This is a genomic window from Methylobacterium sp. J-088 (assembly GCF_022829295.1).
Classification (GTDB): Bacteria; Pseudomonadota; Alphaproteobacteria; order Rhizobiales; family Beijerinckiaceae; genus Methylobacterium.
Genome location: NZ_JAKSYH010000216.1, coordinates 18,773 through 36,687 on the forward strand (window position 1 = coordinate 18,773; position 17,915 = coordinate 36,687).

18 protein-coding genes are annotated in these 17,915 nt (G+C 70.0%); 5 read left to right on the plus strand and 13 right to left on the minus strand.

The genetic code is table 11. The annotated features are described in order from the left end of the window. Positions 1-44 precede the first annotated feature (44 nt). From MKK63_RS24185 to MKK63_RS24195, 3 genes are all read right to left on the minus strand, one after another. Positions 45-803, minus strand: coding sequence for a lysophospholipid acyltransferase family protein (locus tag MKK63_RS24185; RefSeq protein WP_244006267.1), 759 nt, complete (start codon positions 801-803; stop codon positions 45-47). Positions 804-1,033: 230 nt separating this feature from the next. Continuing rightward, positions 1,034-2,563 (minus strand): phytoene desaturase family protein, encoded by a 1,530-nt coding sequence (locus tag MKK63_RS24190; protein WP_244006269.1) that lies wholly within the window; start codon positions 2,561-2,563, stop codon positions 1,034-1,036. A gap of 97 nt (positions 2,564-2,660) precedes the next feature. Then, positions 2,661-3,506, minus strand: a complete 846-nt coding sequence (locus MKK63_RS24195; protein WP_244006271.1) for a type 1 glutamine amidotransferase — start codon at positions 3,504-3,506, stop codon at positions 2,661-2,663. Positions 3,507-3,812: 306 nt separating this feature from the next. Here MKK63_RS24195 and MKK63_RS24200 point away from each other — a divergent pair, with 306 nt between their 5' ends. Both MKK63_RS24200 and MKK63_RS24205 read left to right on the plus strand, forming a co-directional pair. Continuing rightward, on the plus strand, positions 3,813-4,118 hold the full coding sequence (locus tag MKK63_RS24200) for a hypothetical protein (protein ID WP_244006273.1): 306 nt from the start codon (positions 3,813-3,815) through the stop codon (positions 4,116-4,118). A gap of 47 nt (positions 4,119-4,165) precedes the next feature. Beyond that, the gene (locus tag MKK63_RS24205) at positions 4,166-4,645 is read left to right on the plus strand and encodes a cache domain-containing protein (RefSeq protein WP_244006274.1); all 480 of its coding nucleotides are present in this window, start codon (positions 4,166-4,168) and stop codon (positions 4,643-4,645) included. 10 nt (positions 4,646-4,655) lie between these two features. On the opposite strand, the gene MKK63_RS24210 is transcribed toward MKK63_RS24205, so the two are convergent. The 5 genes from MKK63_RS24210 to MKK63_RS24230 all read right to left on the minus strand — a co-directional run bounded on the left by MKK63_RS24210 (position 4,656) and on the right by MKK63_RS24230 (position 10,367). Further along, the gene (locus MKK63_RS24210) at positions 4,656-5,864 is read right to left on the minus strand and encodes an ABC transporter permease (RefSeq protein ID WP_244006275.1); all 1,209 of its coding nucleotides are present in this window, start codon (positions 5,862-5,864) and stop codon (positions 4,656-4,658) included. Next, positions 5,861-6,838, minus strand: a complete 978-nt coding sequence (locus MKK63_RS24215; protein ID WP_244006276.1) for an ABC transporter ATP-binding protein — start codon at positions 6,836-6,838, stop codon at positions 5,861-5,863. The genes MKK63_RS24210 and MKK63_RS24215 overlap by 4 nt, the downstream gene beginning before the upstream one ends. Before the next feature lie 5 nt (positions 6,839-6,843). Next, positions 6,844-7,263, minus strand: coding sequence for a DUF2141 domain-containing protein (locus MKK63_RS24220; protein ID WP_244006295.1), 420 nt, complete (start codon positions 7,261-7,263; stop codon positions 6,844-6,846). A 38-nt stretch (positions 7,264-7,301) separates the two neighbouring features. Further along, a complete protein-coding gene (gene crtI / locus MKK63_RS24225; RefSeq protein ID WP_244006277.1) occupies positions 7,302-8,891 on the minus strand; it encodes a phytoene desaturase family protein in 1,590 nt (529 codons plus the stop codon). Between the two features lie 261 nt (positions 8,892-9,152). Further along, complete coding sequence (locus tag MKK63_RS24230; RefSeq protein WP_244006279.1) at positions 9,153-10,367, minus strand: YbfB/YjiJ family MFS transporter; 1,215 nt, start codon at positions 10,365-10,367, stop codon at positions 9,153-9,155. Between the two features lie 74 nt (positions 10,368-10,441). Between MKK63_RS24230 and MKK63_RS24235 the strand changes: the two genes are divergently transcribed. Further along, entirely contained in the window at positions 10,442-11,317 is an 876-nt protein-coding gene (locus tag MKK63_RS24235; protein WP_244006280.1) for a LysR family transcriptional regulator, read from the plus strand. 219 nt (positions 11,318-11,536) lie between these two features. Here MKK63_RS24235 and MKK63_RS24240 read toward each other — a convergent pair whose 3' ends face one another. The 5 genes from MKK63_RS24240 to croR form a co-directional block, all read right to left on the minus strand. Further along, complete coding sequence (locus tag MKK63_RS24240) at positions 11,537-12,847, minus strand: Tad domain-containing protein (protein ID WP_279574841.1); 1,311 nt, start codon at positions 12,845-12,847, stop codon at positions 11,537-11,539. Between the two features lie 292 nt (positions 12,848-13,139). Further along, entirely contained in the window at positions 13,140-13,751 is a 612-nt protein-coding gene (locus tag MKK63_RS24245; RefSeq protein WP_244006281.1) for a TadE/TadG family type IV pilus assembly protein, read from the minus strand. Beyond that, complete coding sequence (locus tag MKK63_RS24250) at positions 13,751-14,374, minus strand: TadE/TadG family type IV pilus assembly protein (RefSeq protein ID WP_244006282.1); 624 nt, start codon at positions 14,372-14,374, stop codon at positions 13,751-13,753. The genes MKK63_RS24245 and MKK63_RS24250 overlap by 1 nt, the downstream gene beginning before the upstream one ends. A gap of 205 nt (positions 14,375-14,579) precedes the next feature. Continuing rightward, entirely contained in the window at positions 14,580-15,410 is an 831-nt protein-coding gene (locus MKK63_RS24255) for a TrmH family RNA methyltransferase (RefSeq protein WP_244006283.1), read from the minus strand. A 1-nt stretch (position 15,411) separates the two neighbouring features. Then, positions 15,412-15,885, minus strand: a complete 474-nt coding sequence (croR, locus tag MKK63_RS24260) for a 3-hydroxybutyryl-CoA dehydratase (protein ID WP_244006284.1) — start codon at positions 15,883-15,885, stop codon at positions 15,412-15,414. Between the two features lie 185 nt (positions 15,886-16,070). Here croR and MKK63_RS24265 point away from each other — a divergent pair, with 185 nt between their 5' ends. Further along, positions 16,071-16,676: a cation transporter gene (locus MKK63_RS24265; protein ID WP_244006286.1), complete on the plus strand. Its 606-nt coding sequence runs from the start codon at positions 16,071-16,073 to the stop codon at positions 16,674-16,676. 8 nt (positions 16,677-16,684) lie between these two features. After that, positions 16,685-17,536: a metallophosphoesterase gene (locus MKK63_RS24270; protein ID WP_244006289.1), complete on the plus strand. Its 852-nt coding sequence runs from the start codon at positions 16,685-16,687 to the stop codon at positions 17,534-17,536. Positions 17,537-17,915 lie beyond the last annotated feature (379 nt).

The following is a 17,915-nucleotide window of genomic DNA, read 5'->3' on the forward strand; positions in this document are numbered from 1 at the left end:
GCCCGGCCCCTGCATCGCATGGGTGCGGGATGGAGTCGAAGCCCTCACGCGGCGCGGTCCTGTCCGTCCGCGGCGCGATGGGCCGGATCGAAGCGCCGGCCGGAGAGCCGGGCCGCGAGATTTCGCCAGAGGTCGTACACGCCGCCGACGCCCTTGCGGCCCGAGATCAGGGCACGGAAGCGGGTCGGCTCGCGGCTGATCACATCGGCGCTGAGCCGGTCCAGGGTCGCGGTCAGGTCGGCTTCCAGCCGCGCGAGGCGTTGCGGCCGGGGCAGGGCGGCGAGGTCGGAGGCCGGGATCCCGGCGCCGAATGCCGCGAAGGCGCCCGCGCCGCGCTCGTCCCAGAAGGCGTATTCGACGGCCATCGGCACGAACAGGGCATCGGGCGCGAGTTCGGCCAGACGGGCCACACCGGGCCGTAGCGCCAGGGGCCGCCCGCGGGCATCGGCGAAGCGGCCCTGCGCGGTGATCCAGAGCATCCCGTCGGGCGCGGCCAGGATCGTCCGGGCGGCCGCCAGGAACTGCGCGGCGCCCCGGGGGCTGTCGAGATCGACCCCGAAGGCGCCGATCCGCTCGAAGATCCGATAGCGCGCCAGCATCGCGGCGTCGAACGGCGCGCGGCTCGGCCGCTCCGGATAGAGGCGCCCGGCCAGCACGATGATCAGGGCCGCGTCCCACCACGCGGGATGGTTGCAATAGACCACGATGGGACCGCGGTGGCCGCGGTCGGGGGGCGTGCTCCAGAGCGGTATCCGCAACGCGTCGAGATGGCGGTGGAGATAGCGCTCGAACCACGCCACCATGAAGCGGCGGATCGCGGGGGAGACCTTGGGGAGATGCGCTTCTCTCCCTCCCCCCTCTGCGGGGGAGGGTACCTTGCGCAGCAGGGGGGGAGAGGGGAGCGACGGTGCAGGTAGGGTCACGCCCGACGTGAACGCCGAGCCTAGTTCTGCCGCGTCGCGCTGCCCCCCTCCCGACCCCCTTCGGGGGCCATCCTCCCCCGCAGAGGGGGGAGGGAAGGGCGGCGCGGATCTCACGCCGTGGCGCGCAAAGCGCCGCGCGCGTCCTGATCGTGCGCGTCGGCGGCGATCCAGCCGGACATCATCACCATCGGCATGCCGGGCCCCGGATGGGCGGCACCGCCCGCGAGATAGAGGCCGCGCACCTGCCGCGAGCGGTTGCCGGGCTTGAACGCCCCCATCACCCGCCCGTGCGAGGCCAGTCCGTAGATCGCGCCGTTCAGAACCCGATAGCGCTCGTGGATGTCCTGCGGCGTCAGGTGACGCTCGACCACGATACGCTCCTCCAGATCCGGCATGTTGGCGGTGCGCTTGAGCTTGTCGAGGATCGTCCGGCGGTAGTTCTGGAACAGCGGGCCGTCCGGGCGCCAGTCGTGGTGGGGGCGCAGATACGGCGTGTGCACGAGGACGTACAGCGCCTCGCCGCCCTCCGGCGCCACGCTCGGATCGGTGGACGAGGGGGCGGCGAGATAGGCGGTCGGGTCCGGGGCCGGCTCACCCTTGTTGTAGATGTAGTCGAACTCCTCCTCCGGATCGCGGGAGAAGACGAAATCGTGGTGGTTCAGGTGCTCGTAGCGCTTGTTCAGGCCGAGGTAGAGCACCACGCCCGAGCAGGCCGGCTCGGGGTTCTTCTTGGCGTAGGCCTTGGCAGCATCACCGCCGACGAGTTCGCGGTAGGTGCGCACCGAATCCATGTTGGAGATCACCGCGTCGAACGGCGTGACGCCGGCGGCGGTGCGTACCCCGCGGACCGCGCCGTTGGCGGTCTCGATGCCGGTCACCTCGGTGTCGGTCTTGCAGGTGGCGCCGAGTTCCTGGGCGAGCTTCGCCAGCCCCTCGGCGACGGCCCGCGTGCCGCCCATCGGGTACCAGACCCCGTCGGCCGTCTGCATGTGCGCGATGGCGCAGAGCACCGCCGGCGCACCGTAGGGCGACGAGCCGACATACTGCACGAAGTGGTCGAGCATCTGCGCGAGCCGGGCATCCTTGACCTTGCCGCGGATCGTCGAGGCCACGGAGGCGTGCATGCGCAAGGAGAGCACGTCGCGCAGCGTGCCGGGGTTCATGTTGGCGCGAATATTGATCGTGTCGAACAGGTCCTCGACCGGCTTCCAGAAGAAGAATCGTTCCGAAACCCCGTGCAGATGCTCCGAAATGGAGAGGAATTTTTTATAACCTTCGCCGCTGCCGGGGGCGAAGCGCTCCATGTCGCCTGCCATCCTCTCGATGTCCTGCATCAGATCGATCTGGCTGCCGTCGTCGAAGAAGCAGCGCCATTGCGGGTCGAGGCGGCGCAAATCCATGTAGTCGTGGACCGAGCGGCCGGCCTCGGCGAAAATCCGTTCCAGCACCCGGGGTACGGTCAGGATGGTCGGGCCCATGTCGAAGCGGAAGCCGCCCTCGTGCAGCACCGCCGCCTTGCCGCCGAGCCAGCCGTTCTTGTCGTAGACCGTCACGCGGTGGCCCCGCGCGGCGGCGACGCATGCGGCCGCGAGTCCGCCAAGCCCGCTGCCGATGACGGCGACCGTAGAATCCTGGGTCATCCTGATGGGTCGCTCCCGAGGCCGTGAGGCGGCCCTCTCCAGCGAAGCTAGACCCACGACCGGGCGGGTCAACGCGCCACCCGGTCGCGGCGCAGGTCTATTCGTCCACGCTTGTGGACAGACGGGCCAGGAAGTTGCCGATTTCCCGGCGACGCAGCGTCGCGTCCAGGATTTCCGGGCCGATCCCGTGGCGCCACGCAAGGCGCCGGGCCGCCCCCACGTCCGGTCCACCGAGGCCGGCAATCTCGTCGGCATAGGCGGCCACCGCCCCGGCATCCTCCGCGAAGCCGGCCGCCACGAGGGCCGTGTCGCAGAGGCGCAGCATGGCGGCGAGTTCGTCGAGGTCGAGTTCCGGATGGTACTGCGTCCCCCAGAACCAGCCGGTGCCGTAGCGGATCTCGATCGCCTGGATGCCCAGCATCGGGTTGCCGGCGAGCACGCGGGCGCCCGGCGGCGGCTGCAGCACCGCGTCCGAGTGGATCGCCGGGGCGTCCCAGGCGGCCGGGCGGCCGGCGAGCAGAGGATGGGTCCGGCCCTCCTCGGTCGGCGTGATCGACCGGGCGAAGCCGTATTCGGGGCCGCGCGGGTTCTCGGCGGCCTTGCCTCCAGCCACCGTGGCGGCGACCTGGACGCCCCAGCACGAGCCGAAGATCGGCCGCCCTGCCTCCAGGGCCGCGCGCATCAGATCGACCTGCCGGGTCACTTCGGGCGTGCCCTCGGAGACCTTGAGGGTCGATCCGGTGAAGATCACGCCGTCGAAATCATCGAGCCCGGCCGGCAGCGCGGCGTCCGCATCGGCCGGGCTGACGAAACGGCAGGTTGTCCCGGGGGCGAGGGCCTGCACCACGGCGGCGTAGGACTCGGCCGAAGTCCGGCCCGTGGCGGCGACGTGCCGGCCGCGGGCCGCACGATCGTTGCCGTCGGCGATGAGCAGGCGGAGCATAGATTCGTCTCGTCAGGCGGGACCGGACCGTGACCGATCACGCCGGCCGTGTCCGCGCGCCCCTGGTCGCAGGACCAGCGCGGATCGTCGCGCCCCCGGTTTCCGGGCCTGACTTGCGACAGGCTGGCCGAAGCCGCGGCCGACCGAGCGCCGGCAATCGTGTCGTCCGCCCCGGTCGCTTGGCGCGCACGAAACGGTGATCGGAACGGAAGCGCGATACACCCCAAACGGATGATGCTTTCCGGCCAATCACAGCAATATTCAGCATAGGTCTAATACAGAGACGCGATCGGCAGGGAGGTTGAAATGCCGGATCTCGCTGAGATGGAGCTGTATTGTCTGGAGTCGCGGGGGCTGATTGCCCGGGCCGAGGATGCCGTGCAGCGCCTCGTCGAGGACGGCGCCTGCGAGGGCCATCGCCTGATCGCCGCGCAGGGGCTCACGGCGATGCGACACCTCCACCGGATCATCGAGCTGCACCGCAACCGCCTTGCTTTCGAGGCCCTGCCCAATGCCGTCGGCCCGACGGTCCCGCCCCCGCGGCGCCGGTGGCTGGCGACCCTGCGGCAACGCCTGACACCCGGCGGTCCCGCCCTGGAAACGCGGGCCTGACCGGCCGCGGGATCGAAAGCCGGATCGTGCTGCGGTGAGGTGAGGCCATGGCGAGAGCCCTGCTGATCTGGCCGGTGCTGCTCCTGCTCGGCGCGACGCTGCCCGCGTCCGGGAAGCGCTCGCCGCCGGTCTTCCATCAGGCCGTGGAGATCGAGAAGCTCGTCAACCGGGCGGCCGAGTTCCTGGAGGAGCGCGGCCCCGCCGCCTTCACCGAATTCCGGCAGAAGGGCAGCGGATGGCGCTACGGGGATGTCTATCTGTTCGTTGTCGACATGCGGGGCGTCGTGCTGTTCAACGCCGCTTATCCGAACCGCGAGGGGCGGGACCTGCTCCACGAGCGCGACGCCGATGGGAAGCAATTCCATCGGGACTTCATCGAGACCGTCGGCCAGTTCGGCTCGGGCTGGGTCGATTACATGTTCCCGAGGCCGGGGCAGGCGGTGCCCACCGTGAAATGGAGCTACGTCTGTGAGACCCACGTCGCGGGCGCGGGGGCGCTGATCGGAGCCGGCGTCTACGTCGAATAGTGTCGTCCGGTCAGGCCGTACGTCGGGCCACCAGCGTGAGGGCAAGACCGAGTCCGCCGAGTGCCAGGCCCCCCAGAACCGCCAGCGCCGGAGCCGCGACGGCGAACCCTTCGCTCAACGCGTTCTGATAGGCATCGATCGCCCAGGCGTTGGGGGTGAGCCAGCCGGCCTGCTGCAGCCAGGGCGGCATCAGGAAGCGCGGCACCATCGAGCCGCCCACCGCCGAGAGCAGCAGGACCCCGAAGGTCGAGGCGAGGTGCGCCTGCTGGCGGGACGCCGCGAGGGCGCAGGCCGCGAGCGCCAGTCCCGCCGCCATGGCCGAGACCAGCAGGCAGGTCGCCAGGAAGGCCGGCCAGTGCGGGCCGATCTCCACCCCGTAGAGGAGTGCGGCGGCCAGGAAGATCAGCCCCGCCTGCACGACGCCCTGAAGCGTCAGAAAGCCGAACTTGCCGAGCACCACCACCGGAAGCCCGCCCGGACCGGCCATCAGCCGCTCGGCGAGGCCGGTCTCGCGCTCCTCGACCAGCGACATCGCCCCCTGCATGGCGGCAAACAGCAGGAACACGGCGGTGATCGCCCCCGCGTAGTAGCTGATCCGGGCGTTCGCCGTGCCGGCGGCGGTGCTGCGCCGCTCGACCAAGTCGGCGAAGCCGAACGGCTCCTTCTTGGCCCGCTGCTCGGCGAACGCCTCGTCGAGGAAGCGGCGTTCGTCCGGGCCGATCTTGCCGCTGCGCTCCACGTCGGCGACGATCCGCGACAGGACCACGTCGGGCAAGGCCGCGTTCAGCACGCGCTGGAGCTGGCCGAGCGCGATCGGCGTCGCCAGCGCCTTGGCGGGATTCTCGACCAGCACCACCGGCTGGTCGGCCGGTCCGGGCGCGCCCTCCGCGGGAGCCGCAATCAGGTCGCCCCGCAGGGCGAGCGCCACATCGACCTCGCCCGAGCGCACCGCTTCGGCGACGCCGACGAGGTCGGTCACGGGCAGGCGCGTCACCCGCAGGGACGGATCGGCCGCCAGCGCATCGGTGAGGCGCCGCGTGGCGGTGGTCTGCGCGAGATCGGCAAGTCCGAGATGAATGCGGATCCGGTCGCCGGTCGCCCCGGAGAAGATCGCCGCAAAAATCGAGAACATCACGGTCGGCAGCACGAAGGCCATGACCAGCGCGGCGCGGTCGCGCAGCAGGCTGAGCGCCATCACGCGGAACGCGGCACCGATCATCGGGCCATCCCCGCCCGCAGGGTGGTGGTCCCGCTGTCGTTCGCCTCGCGGGGCCGAAGGGCGTCGAGGTAGAGCGCTTCCAGCCGCGGAGCGCGTACCCGGACCTCGGCCACCGGTATGCCCTGGGCCCGCAGGGCTCCGAGCAGGGCGGCTCCGTCGAGCCCGGAGCGCTCGACGGAGCGCCAGACGAGGCCATCCGGTTCGGCGGCCGCAAAGCCGGCCCGGCGCAGGGACGCGGCTGCAGCTGCGTCCGCCGGGACCGTCAGACCGAGCTCCCGCTCGGGCGCGCCCGTGCGCAGCTGCGCGAGCAGATCGGCGAGGCGGCCTGCGCGCACGATCCGGCCCTGCGCCAGGAATGCGACCTGCGAGGCCAGACGCTCGGCTTCCGCAAAGTCGTGGGTGGCGATCAGGATCGCGGTGCCGGCCGCCTTCAGCCGGTCGAGGACGGCGTGGATCGCCGCGCGGGCGGCGAGGTCGACACCGCTCGTCGGCTCATCGAGCAGGACCAGACTGGGTCGGTTCATCAGGCTCGCGGCGATGTTGACCCGGCGTCGGTAGCCCCCCGACAGGGTTCCCACCGGGCGCCGCGCGACCTCGGCGATGTCGGCCATCGCCAGCGCGGCCTCCACGGCCGCTCTCCGGTCGCGCCGGGCGACACCCGCAAGTTGGCCGAACACGCCGAGATTCTCGGCGACCGTCAGCTTCGGATAGAGGGCGATCTCCTGCGGGACCCAGCCGATGGCGCGGCGGGCGCTGCCCGCGCGGTGCGGATCCGCGCCACCGACCCGGACGGATCCCGCGCTCGGGCCGAGCCGGCCCGCCACGAGGCGCATCAGGGAGGACTTGCCGGCCCCGTTCGGGCCAAGGAGCGCCAGGGTCTCGCCGGCTTCGAGGTCGAGATCGACGCGCTCCAGGACCCGCCGCCCGCCGAGGTCGAGACCGACGCCCGCGATCCTGACCAGGGGATCGCCCATCCGCGTCAGCGCCGCGGCAGGGCGCGGGCGAGGCGCACGCGGATGGAGCCGCCCGGCTCCCGCAGGCTGAAGGCCGCTTCGGCGAAATCCGGCCGCGCCCGGCGCCCGGCGACGCCTGAGAATCCATAGGGTTCGAGCGGCAGGCCGAGCCCGGTACGGTCGAGGCGGCCGTTGCCGTTCGCATCCTGATAGGCCGCCACCGCGTAGGTCCCGGTCGGCACGCCCTGGAAGGTGAACTGGAGCCGGCCGGCGGAGGCCGAGGCCTCATCGCCCCGGGCGCAGGCGGCTTCCGCGAGGCTCCCCTGGCACAGGGCGACCCGCACCGGGCCGCCGCCGGGCTCGATCCCGTCGATCTCGACCTGCACGGTCGCGGCCGTCGCCGGTACGGTGGCACAGAGCGTGCCCGCCACGACGAGCCCGGGCAGACCGTGCCGTCGACCCGACCTCCGAACCCCCGGCCGGCTCACGAGGCCTCGTGGGAGGTGGCCAGCGGTGCGGTCTCGGGGATGCCGGCGGAGGCGGCCGCGCGGGCACCGGCCAGTTCCTCGATCAGCAGACGGGCCGAGATGCGGGCGCCCTCGTAGATCACCGGCAGGCCGGAGCCCGGATGGGTGCCGCCGCCCACGATGTAGAGCCCTGGCCCGAAGCGGTTGTGGGGCCGGAAATACAGCATCTGCATCAGGTCGTGGGCGAGGTTGAAGGTAGCGCCCTCGTGGACGGCGAAATCCTCCTCCCACTGGGTCGGGTCGATGATCCGCTCGTAGCGGATCCGGGATTCGAGATCCGCGATCCCGAGGAGCTTCAGCCGCTCCATGATCAGGGCGCGGTAGCTCGCCCGCTGGGCGGCCCAGTCGATCCCGGACTTCAGGTTCGGCACCGGCACGAGCACGTAGAGGGCAGTCTGTCCGGGGGGCGCCATGCCGCTGTCGGTGTAGCCGGCATGCTGCACGTAGAGCGAGGGCTGCATCGGCAGCGTGCCCTCGGTGATCTCGCGGATGTTCTTCTCGTAGCCCTCGGCGAGCAGGATCGTGTGATGCCCCAGGCTCTCGGGCATGTTTCCCTCGATGCCGAGGTAGAGCATGAAGGTCGAGCAGGAGAGCCGCGCCTTATGGATCTTCGCGTCGCGCCAGCGCGGTCGGTGCCGCTCCGGCACCAGGGCACGCACCACCTTGGCAAAGTCGCCGTTGATCAGCACCGCGTCGGCGTTGAAGGTCTCGCCGTCCGCCACGACGCCGTTGGCGCGCTTGCCGTCGAACAGCACCCGCTCGACGCTGGTGTTGAGCCGCAGATCGACGCCCATACGGCCGGCCAGACCCGCCATCGCGTCCGAGACCGCGCCGCAGCCGCCGACCGGGTGGTAGACCCCGTGCTCGTATTCGAGAAACGACAGGATCGTGAACAGGCTCGGGCACCGGAACGGCGACATGCCGAGGTACTTGGTCTGGAACGAGAAGGCGAGGCGCACCCGCGGGTCCGCGAAGTAACGCTTCAGGTCGCGGTCGACGCTCCGGCCGGGATGCAGGTAGGGCAGGGCGGCGAGCATCGCCGGGCTCGCGAGGCTGCGCAGGGTGTGGAAGGCCTGCTGCAGGATCGGCTTGAAGTATTCGAGCTTGGTCCGGTTCTCGGTGAAGAACGCCTGCACGTTCTTGGCGTCGTCCGGCGCGAGGCGGGCGATCTCCTGCTCCATGCGGGCGATGTCGCCGGTCGCCCGGATCGTCCCCGAGATCCCGCTCTCGCCCTCGAACACGAGGTGGTATTGCGGATCGAGCCGTTCGAGCTTGACGTGGTCCTCCAGCCGCTCGCCGCAGCTGGCGAAGATGTCGGCCAGGATCTGAGGATAGAGGAAGAAGGTCGGTCCGATATCGAACTTGTAGCCGCCCGGCGCCGACACCGTCTTGGTGCGGCCGCCGACCTGGCTGTCCTTCTCGAACAGCGTCACGTGGATCCCGGCCCGCGCCAAAAGCAGGGCGGAGGCCAAGCCTCCCGGACCGGCGCCGACCACGGCTACCCGGCGACCGGTCAGCGCCCGCAACCCATTCCCAGACTGAAGCAACGCCGCCGACTCCCTGTCGATTCCCCCGCACGCCCAATGGTCAAGCTAGGCCATCTCGCGCCGGCGGCAATTGCTGCCGTTTGTCGCGCGCAGAACGAACTGGGCGATTATACCGGGACAACCTTACCGGGTGGCCGTCGTGTCGATAGCCCCTGTTCCGGGGCGATCGGTCGAGGGGCCTCAGGATGGGGCATGGCTTTCAGCCCGTGGTGTGATGCGTTCTCTTATGCCGAATCGATGTCCAGTTCGGTGGAGAGCGCATCAAGGGACGGGTCGCGCGGACCGCCACAGCCATAAGGCTGTCAGGATCAGCAGCAGCGTGGCAACCGCGCCGGTCCAGCTCAGCGCGTCCCAACCGCCCCAGCGCCCGGAGCCGAGGGCACGCACCAGCAGCGGGCCGGCGATCTGCCCGGCCGCGAAGGCGGCGGTCATGCGGCCCAGGAGCGGCGTCGGATTGTCGGGCCGCGCCTCGCGGGCCAATTGCAGGCCCGCCATGGTGGCGACCATGAAGGTGCCGCCCACGAGGATCGCCGACACCGCGATGGCCGGCAGGGTCGGGACGAACAGGGGCAGGGCTGTGCCGAGCGCCATGACGCCCTGCGCCAGCGCCCAGATCCGCTGGCGGGAGCCATGGGGCAGGAAGCGCGCCACCGCGGCGACCGAGAGCGCGGCCGCGAGGCCGAACAGCGGCCATGTCAGCCCGAAGACCAGCGGATCGGGCGTCAGCGCCCGCGCCATGGAGGGCAGGAAGGTCGCCGGAACGATGTAGCCGAACCCGAAGGTTCCGTAGCAGACCACGAGGGAGAGCTGCCGGCTCCGGGGCATCGGCGCGGCGGATGCGGCCTCCCGTTCGGTGATTTCGGCCGTCTGCGTGTCCGCTCTGGAGGATGGCGCGGAGGATTGCGCCCAGACGAAAAGCGCGCCGGCGCCGGCAATGACGCCCAGTTCGAGCCAGAGTCGCTGCGCCGGCTGGCGTCCGCCGAGCCACGTCAGCAGGCCGGCCAGGGCGATGCCGAGCCCGACGCCGGTGTAGACCCAGGCCCCGGCCTGCCCGGCCCGCCGCCGGGCGAGTTCGGCCAGGCACCAGCCGCTCGCGCAGACCAGCGCCCAGGCGCTGAACACCCCGGCGCCGCCGCGCAGCGCGAGGCCGAGCACCGCGGCCGACCCAGGCTCGATCGCCGCCATGGCGAGGGTCGTCAGCGCCACGCCGAGCAGGCTCAGCAGCAACCCGCGCCGCGGATCGCCCGCGAACCAAGCGGCGGTCAGCGCGCCGAGGAAGTAGCCGAGGTAATTGGCCGCCGCCCATTCCGCGCCGGCCGCCGGGCTCAGGGTACCGTCGCGGACCATCAGCGGCAGGAGCGGCGTGAAGGCGAACCGGCCGATCCCCATGGCGACCGCCAGGGCGACGAGGCCGGACCCGATGATCGGCCCAATCGTGGGCTGTGTTTCGGCGGCGGCGGGCTGCGTCGTGCTCATCGGGTCCGTTGAACATGGCTCCGACCGTCTTGGAAAATGAATTTTTGTGACCTATCGTTCTTGTCATGAGAACAATGGATCTCGACGACCTGGACATCTTCCGCAGTGTTGTGCGCGAGGGCGGGGTGACACGGGCCGCGGCGCACCTGCACCGGGTGCCCTCCAACGTGACCACCCGGATCAAGCAGTTCGAGGAACGCCTCGGCGTCGCGCTGTTCCGCCGCCAGGGGCGTAGCCTCGCGCTGACGGAGGCCGGGCGGACCCTGCTGGGCCATGCGGAGAAGCTGCTGCAGATGGCCGATCAGGCCGAGCGGGATCTGCGCGGCGGAAACGTGCGCGGCGTGCTCCGGCTCGGCTCCCTGGAGAGCGCGGCCGGCGCGCGGCTGCCGCCGATCCTGTCGGCCTTCTACGCGCGGTATCCGGATGTCGCGATCGAGTTGCGGACCGGCACGACCCGCGCGCTGCTGCGTCAGCTCGACGGTTTCGAAATCGAGGCGGCCTTCATCTCGGAGCCGTTCGAGCGTCGAAGCCTCGCGTCGGTTCACGTCTTCGACGAGGATCTCGTGCTGATCACCGGCAAGGGCGCGACGACGATCCGCGCGGCGGTCGCGCTGGGCGGACGCACCGTCGTGGCCTTCCCGCACGGGTGCTCCTACCGCGCCCGCCTCGTCGCGTGGCTGGACGGGGAGGGTGCGTCGCCCGAGCGGGTGCTGGAGATGAATTCCTACCACGCCATCGTGGCCTGTGTGGCGGCGGGCACGGGGGCGGCGATCGTGCCGAGCGAGATGCTCGACCATGCCGTTCTGAGCGACGCAGTGCAGCGCCATCCGCTGCCCGAGCGCCTGCGCCGCAATCGCACGCATCTCGTCTGGACCGGGGAGGCGAGTGCGCCGCTGCAGGCGCTCATGGCGCTGCTCCCGAAGCCGGCCGCCGATGCCCGGGCGGCGTGAGGTGGCAGTGGTCTCAGTCGCCTATCGGGTCGGCAGACAAAGCGCTGGCCCATCTCGGCGCATGCCTTCCCTGTCGAGCGTGCGTGAAATCTGAGATCCATCCACGGGTGGACGCCGGCAGTGCGGCGACGAGCATTCCCCCATGCGCCGTCTCTTTATACTGCCGAGAGCGACAGCTGCGTCGCGGGCGCGACGAACCGTGCTCGCCGCACGGGCGCGTCAATTGCTCAGTCTGACGGAGGCGACGGCGGTCGAGAACAGCTGGAGCATGGCGGCCGTGATGTCGCCGCCGGAGGCGACGGGGAAATACAGGCCGTCCGACGCGCAGGCCTTCAGCATCGGCCCGATCTGGTTCTCGTACGGCTTGACGTTAGATACGTAAAAAGGATTGTCGTAGATCGGAAGATATTGGGTGTAGATGATCCCGATGCGAACGTTGTTGTTCTTTAGGGTATTGCAGGTCGACGGACTGAACGGGCCGATGAAGCGATTGCTGTTGTTCTGAAACCCGGCGCTCTGGTTGGTGACGGTGCCGCCGGTATCCTCGACGCCGTCGGTCACGAAGAAGAGGAATCGGATCGGCGATGCCGACGTCGTACCCGTCCCGCTGGCAGGGATCGTCGTGTTCATCTTCGCAATGGCACGCTCGAAATCGGTCTGATTGTCGGACTGACTGTAATACGCGTAGGCGATGTCGATGTTGGCCGCCGCCGTCTTGATCTGGCTCAGGGTCGGCGTCATGGCCTGCAACCGCGTCTGGGTCGCGGAATCGTTGAAGGTCCACATCTCCATCTGGAACTGCTGGCTCAGCGACATGCTGGCGTTGGCCTGATCGACCAGCGCCGAGACCGAGTCTCTCAGGACTTGAATGCGCAGTTTGATGTTGTTCTTCTGCGCAACGTGGTAATAGTCGTTCAGATTGTCGCCGGTTACATTGCCCTGGCTGTCGTAGGTGTGCTCGTGACAGGCGAAGGCGCAGCGGTCGGTCGTCGCGTTCTTCATGTTGTTGACATCGGTATCGGTTGCCGCAAGTCCCATTGACGGGGAATTGTCGAGCAGCAGGTAAAAGTTAATGTATTGGAACAGATTGCGGGTGCTGGCCGAAGTTGCGCCGATGTTCATCGACGTGACCTTCATCATCGAGGCCAGGCTGGTCTTCACGGTGGCCGTGTAGCTCGCCGTCAGGCTCAAGGTCGATGTTCCGTTGACCGGTGTCCCGGGCGTGAAGGAGGTGACGGTCACGCCGGGGACTTTGGCGGCCTCGGTCCGGAACTGCGTCTCCATGTTCTGGAGATTGGTTTGCGTGATGGTGTTGGTCTTTTGGGACATGACCGCGAGGACGGCCCCATCGAGCGCGGCGTCGAGCCGTGCCTTGGCGGCGTTGCGACGGCCGTAATCGATGGCGGCGGCGGAGGCGAACAGGATCGGTACCGCCATGAGGGCGAGGGTGATCGCGACCTGGCCGGAGCGCGCCCGCCGGTAATCCGTCAGGCGCACGCGGAGGGAGCGGATGGCGCGGTCAGGAAACAACGACACGGTACCCTCGCGCGGTTGGGCGCCCTGCCGGTGGACCTGGGGGCGTCCGGCCGGAGCGCGATGGAACACAGGCTGGAATAGGGACGATGCTGGTCCCGACCGTCGCGATCGGGGGTTGGCGTCCGGTTGTTGGTCGTGCCTCATCGCGTCCGGAAGACCGAAGCCCCCGTCGCAGGATGAGGCTCTCGAGCGGTGCCCGATCGCGTTGCAATCGAGCCCCCCTCGAAGCCTTCGTTTGTGCGCGCTCTCTTGCGCCGAACCGGTGTCCACTTCGGCGGAGAGCGCTCTAGTAGGTCGGGCAGGCCACGCCGCCCGGCATGACGATCTCGTTGATGGTCCGCTGCGACCATGGGATCTGCCGGGTGAAGGTCAGACCGCGCGCACCGAAGATCCAACGGTAGAGGGCGCTGCCGATGATCGGCGTGTAGGCCATCGACACCTCCGCCAGGATGTAGCGCGCCCCGTCGAACTGATAGGCGGCCGGCGTAGCCGGCAAACCGTTCGTCCCGTTGATCTGCTGGGCGGGGCGCTGGGTCGCGTTCTGGGGCCAGCTGGAGCACACGCCGCCGTAGAGGGTGCCGTAGACCGACTCGACGCCCATGGCGTTGACGACGATCTGGAGGCCCGAAGCGTCCAGCGGCCGGAGGATCGCGGTCGCCGCGCCGGCGATCGTCGTCATGTCGGCGGCGGAGGGTTTCGGGTTGTCGGCGCGCCCCGAGAGGTCGGCCAGCGTGCGGGCGAACAACGTCAGCTTGCGGTTCGCATCGAGGACGCGGGTCAACTCGACGGTGCCGAAGTAGATGGCGATCAGCACCGGGAGAACCAGGGCGAACTCGACCGCGGCGATGCCCCGCCCGTCGGCCCGGAAGCGTTTCAGGGTCTGCGAGAGGGCGGTCATCACGAGCAGACGGACTTGGTGGTGTAGGGCTCGATCTTTAACACGGTCGCGGCCTGGAGCACGCGCCGCTTGTTCGGCAGGTTTGCCGTCGCCGCGCCGAGGAACGGGAAGAAGACCGGGATGTCGACGGCTGCCTGGACCACCATGATCGAGGACGCTCCGCCGCAGGTGTAGCTCTGGAAGTTCGGGTTCCAGTCGCTGACGCCGTTGGTGTTGAAGGCGACGGGCGAGACCGTCGTGGCTCCGGCGTAGCTGGCGGCCGGCGTGATGCTGACGCGGACATTGGCGCAGTTGAAGATCGTCACCCGCGGGGCGCCGTTCGGCTGCGTGCAGATCGCGGTCCGGAACCGGCTCAGCAGTGTCGCCGCGTCGGTCGTGCCGGCATTCGCGGTCTGGAACGAGCCCGTATAGATCTGGCGCCCGGCCTCGACGACGGCCTGCTGGATGATCTCCTGCTCCCAGGTGACGAGCCCGTTCTCGAGACAGGCGCCGACCATGGCGAGGAACGGCAGCGCGACGAGCCCGAACTCGACCGCCGTTGCACCGCTCCGCTCAGGCCACAGCCGTGCGGCCGGATTTGGCAGCCTCAGCCAATGGCGCGCGACATGATTTGATGTTCTCACGGTCCGACCCGTCGGGTTGCGGTACTACAGCCGGATAGACCATGGAAATCTTACGTTTTTGCGTATGCGGTCGCGGAAACTAGGGCGGGAGATTGATCACGTTGTATTCTGTGGTTGTATCGCAGAAATTCTTTCAACCAAAGATCTCAATCTCGCGCTGAGCGGACCGGACCTGTGATCCCGGGCGTGGCGTCTGCGCTGGACCTTATCGTTCGACGTCGAGACGCCCCTGGCCGCACGCGATCTCGTGAAGGGCAATGCCCGCCGCGGTGGCGACGTTGAGGGAATCGAAGCCCGCCGCCATCGGGATGCGGACCGGCCGTGCCCACGCGAGAATCGCCGTATCGAGCCCCGGCCCCTCCGTGCCCAGGATCAGGAGCGCCCGCTTGGGGGCTGCGTGCTCCTCCAGGGTCTCGGTTGCGCCCGGGCTGAGCGCCAGCGCCTGGAGGTCGAGCGATTCGGCGAGCTGCAGCCAGTCCTGGTCCACGGCGAGCCGCGCGAAGGGCTGAATCAGTGCGGCGCCGGCCGAGACCCGGATGCTCTTGCGATAGAGCGGATCGCAGCTCGCGGCGTCGAGGACCACGGCATCCGCCCCGAAGGCGGCGGCGTTGCGGAAGGCGGCACCGACATTGTCGTGGTTGGTCAGGCCCGCGAGGCCGAGCACCAGGGCCGGCGCGGGCGCGGGCGGCACGAGCGCCGCCGCGTCGGGCTCCGCACCGCGCAGGCCGACCGCCAGCACCCCGCGATGGATCGGGAAGCCCGCCACGGCGCTCATCACGGCCCGGCTGGCGCGGAAGACCGGCGGCGGCGCAGGGCATGCCGCCACGGCCTCTGTGAGGCCCGGCCACCGTTCCGGCAGGAGCAGGATCGATTCGGCGCGGAAGCGGCTGCGTCGGCCGAGCAGCAGCCGCAGGGTCACCTCGCCCTCGGCGATGAAGCGCCCGGCGCGGCCCACGAGGTCGCGCTCGCGCATGCGGGTGTAGGGTTCGAGGCGCGGATCGTCCGGATCGGTGATCGTCTCCGGAACCGGCTCCACCTCAGCCCTGCTGTCGCTCGGTGCGGATGGCGAGCGGGTCGGCCTCGGCCTTGGTCGGCACCTTCACCAGTGCCTCGCCGTCGAGGACCGTCTCCCCCGCCACCGAGCACTGGCAGGCGAGCCGTGCGCGCCGGCGCTCGGGCATCAGCTCGGCGACCGTCACGGTCACCTCCACGACATCGCCGATCCGCACCGGCGCGCGGAAGTTCAGGGTCTGCGAGATGTAGACCGCGCCCGGTCCCGGCAGGCGGGTGCCGAGCACCGCCGAGATCAGCCCGGCGGTATAGAGGCCGTGGGCGATGCGGGTGCCGAACGGCGTGCGGGCGGCGAAATGCTCGGACAGGTGGATCGGGTTGCGGTCGCCGGTGATCTCGGCGAAGCCGACCACGTCCGAGGACGCGATGGTCTTCGACAGGGTCTCCGACAGCCCGACCTCCAGATCCTCGAAAAAGAGAACGCGCAATTCGGGCAGCATGACTCGGCAGACCTCCGCTTCCGGCCTGCGACGCCTTGCGCGCCCGGCCCTCTGCTGGCCTCGCACGATCACGGAATCGAATCCACCCGGACGAAGGCGTAAGAGCCTCGAACTTTCTTGAGGCGCGGGCAGGGTTTTCTCAACAGCCCTCGACAGGACTGCCCGGGTCGGCGAAGACGCGCCCCGTGATTGCCGATGATGCCGCCCGGCCCGCGCCGCCCGCCCTCCGCCCCGTCGTCGCCCGTGTGGCGGCGCTGAACCTCGGCTATTTCGGGATCGAGATCGCGGTCGCGCTCGCCATCGGCTCGGTGGCGCTGATCGCCGACAGCCTCGATTTCCTGGAGGACGCAGCGATCAACCTGTTGATCTTTGCGGGTCTCGGCTGGAGCGCGCGCAACCGCGCCCGCCTCGGCACCGCCATGGCGGGCATCCTGCTCCTGCCGGCGCTCGCGGGCGCCTGGGCGGCCTATGGGAAAATCTCGGATTTCGTGGCCCCTTCCGCCCTGCCGCTGACCCTTGCCGGGCTCGGGGCGCTCGCCGTGAACCTGACCTGCGCCGCCATGCTCGCCCGGCACCGGACCGGCTCGGGCAGCCTGACCCAGGCGGCCTATCTCTCGGCCCGCAACGATGCCTTCGCCAACCTCGCGATCATCGCGGCCGGGCTGGTGACCGCCCTCTACCCATCGCCCTGGCCGGATCTCGTCGTGGCGGCGGGGATCGCGATCCTCAACGCCGATTCCGCCGCCGACATCCTCAAGGCTGCGGCGGCCGAGCGCCGGGCCGCCCGGTAATCACAGCCATGCGCATCTTCCCGATCTCGGACCTCCACCTCGAACGGCGCCGCCTCGACCTGATCGCGCCGCCGACCGAGCCGTTCGACCTGCTCGCCTGCCCGGGCGATCTCTACGAGGGGCATCCCGAGCGCGGCTTGGCGGGTCTGCTGCACCTCGCGCAGGGGCGGCCCGTCGTGCTGGTCCCGGGCAACCACGAGCGCTACGCGCCGACCGGCGACGGCCGCACCGCGCCGGAACTGCTGGCGGCCCTGGACTCGGAGGTCGCGCGTCTGAACGGGCTCGGCGCCCGGATCCACCTGCTCCAGCGGGCGCAGGCCTGCGTCATCAATGGGGTGCGCTTCGTCGGCACGACCCTGTGGAGCGACTGGACGCTGGCCGGGCGCTGGCTCGACGCCGACACGCCCGGGCGCCCGGAGGATCCGATCGCCTACGCGGCCGCGCGCATGACCGACCCGGTCACCGGCTCGCGGGAATATCTGGGTTCGATCCGGAAGGCCGGCGGCAGTCCCTGGCAGCCCGCGGACGCGATGGCCGAGCACCAAGCCGAGCGGGCGGCCCTGCACGCCGCGCTCCGGATCCCGCATGACGGTCCCACCGTGGTGATCACCCACCATCCGGCGAGCCCGCGCGCGGCCGATCGCTACCGGGACGAGCCCGGCGTCCCCTGGTGGGTGCCGGCCTTCTACGCCTCCACGGCGCTCGACGACCTCACCGATGCCGAGCGGCCGGATCTCTGGATCTCCGGGCATTTCCATGCCGGCCACGACATGGCGGTCGGGCGCTGCCGCTGGGTCTCGAACCCCGTCGAGGGGGCGACCTACCGGCCGGATTTCGTGTTGGGCGTCGGTGGTGCGTGACGCCGGCAATGCGACGGCAGGCCGAGTTGCGGAGGGCTACGATGTTCCGGCCTCATCGATGAATGGGGTTGCGGGACGACGAGGCGCGTCACCCTCCCCCTCGGCGGGGGAGGGTGAGCCGGCCGTCAGGCCGGGTCGGGAGAGGGGAACCCGGCTTCCGAAAAGGCGGAGCCGTTGGGAGGGCTACAGCCTCGTTCTGAACCGTCGCTCCCCTCTCGCGGGACTTCGTCCCGGCGCGACGCCGTTCGGCGGCCGCACTCCCCGCCAGGGGGTGCGGGGGGGGGCGTGTCCGATCGGGAGAGCGTCGTGTAGGGGAACGCAGCTGAGAGCCGGGTAGCGTCCTGGGGTGTCGCGCTGTGTTCAACGAGACATACAATGT